Source organism: Cryobacterium sp. Y62, assembly GCF_002929785.1.
Lineage (GTDB): Bacteria > Actinomycetota > Actinomycetes > Actinomycetales > Microbacteriaceae > Cryobacterium.
Genome location: NZ_PJJK01000010.1, coordinates 1 through 1359, shown reverse-complemented (window position 1 = coordinate 1359; position 1359 = coordinate 1). Strand labels below are relative to the sequence as shown.

Annotated in this window: 1 protein-coding gene; it reads right to left on the bottom strand. The window is 60.4% G+C overall.

Annotated features, from left to right (window positions below; genetic code table 11):
- Positions 1-16: 16 nt before the first annotated feature.
- Positions 17-1308, bottom strand: a protein-coding gene (locus tag CXY71_RS00070) for an IS3 family transposase (RefSeq protein ID WP_104133714.1) whose coding sequence is annotated in 2 segments (ribosomal slippage) — positions 17-1038 and positions 1038-1308 — 1293 coding nt in all. Because the reading frame shifts where the segments join, the coding sequence is not laid out codon by codon here.
- Positions 1309-1359: the final 51 nt, after the last annotated feature.

The window sequence follows — 1359 nt, the reverse complement described above, 5'->3', positions numbered from 1 at the left end:
TGAACCGTCCCGGGTTTCATACCGCCGTTTTGTTGGCGGCTTCGATATTTATCGGGCCGTTTGTTTCAGCGTAGTAGTTGCGTTCATATTCTTCGGGCGGCATGTTCCCGAGCGCGCTGTGCAGGCGCCGATTGTTGTACCAATCCAGCCAGTCGAAGGTGAGTTTTTCGACGTCCGCGAGGGTTTTCAACGGCCCCGCCACGAAGGGCGAGTTCTTCGCTACGGCCTCGTTTTTGTAGAGCCCCATGACGGTCTCCGCGGCCGCGTTATCGTAGGCGTCGCCGATGGTTCCGATCGAGGCGATGAGGCCTTCGAGAGCGACAGTCTCGGTGAATTTAATCGATGTGTATTGAGACCCGGCATCGCTGTGATGGATCAAACCGGGCCGCACGGCGTGGCCAGCATGGTCGCGGCGCCAAAGCGCCATATTCAAACAGACCTCAACGAACGGTGTGTCTTTGACCGTTGACGCGTGCCAGCCCACAATCGCACGGGAATACAAGTCGATCGCGAAGGCCACGTAGACGAAGCCGCCCCACGTTGGGACATACGTGAAGTCCGTGACCCAGGAGTGGTTCGGGCGGGGCGCACTGAAGTTGCGTTTAAGTAAGTCAGGAGCTCGCACCGACTCCTTGCCCGTCGCCGCCGACGCCCGGGGCTTACGGCCCCGGACGAGTCCGTTCATGCCCTCGAGACGCATCAACCGGTTGACCGTGTGCTTCGAAACGCCGGTGAACTCACCCCGGCGGAGCCACGCCGTCATCTTCCGCCGTCCATAGAGAATCTCGGGCTGCTGACGCCCGTAGGCGTCTAGTGCTTTCAACGCTTTGAGCCGGTCGACAAGGACCGCGTCACTCTGAACTCGGGCCGCGGCGGCGCGAGTCTTCCATGCCCGAAATGACCGTGAAGTGACCGTGACGCCCTGCTCACGCAGGACACCACACGTCAACTCGACTCCAAGGCCGTTCGCCTTCATCTGGACGATGAAAGCGACTAGGGACGGTTGCGAGGGTCGAGCTCCCTCGCGAAGAAAGACGCGGCCGCTTTGAGGATGTCGTTCGTCTCGCGCAGGTCACGGTTTTCGCGCTTCAACCGTTTGATTTCCTCAAGCTCTTCGCTCGTGGGACCCGTGCGTTCGCCGGCGTCAGCCTGCGCCTGGGTGACCCATTTCCGGAGCGTCTCGGCGCCGATGTTGAGCTTGGGGGCCAGGTCGCGGCACGCAGCCCACATCGATGGGTAATCCTTCACACGATCAAGGGTCATACGGACCGCTCGTTCGCGAACCTCTGTTGGGTGTTTCTTGGGCATATCCGAATCCTTTCACCAGAAAGAAAGCGGCAGGAAATCAGGGACGGTTCA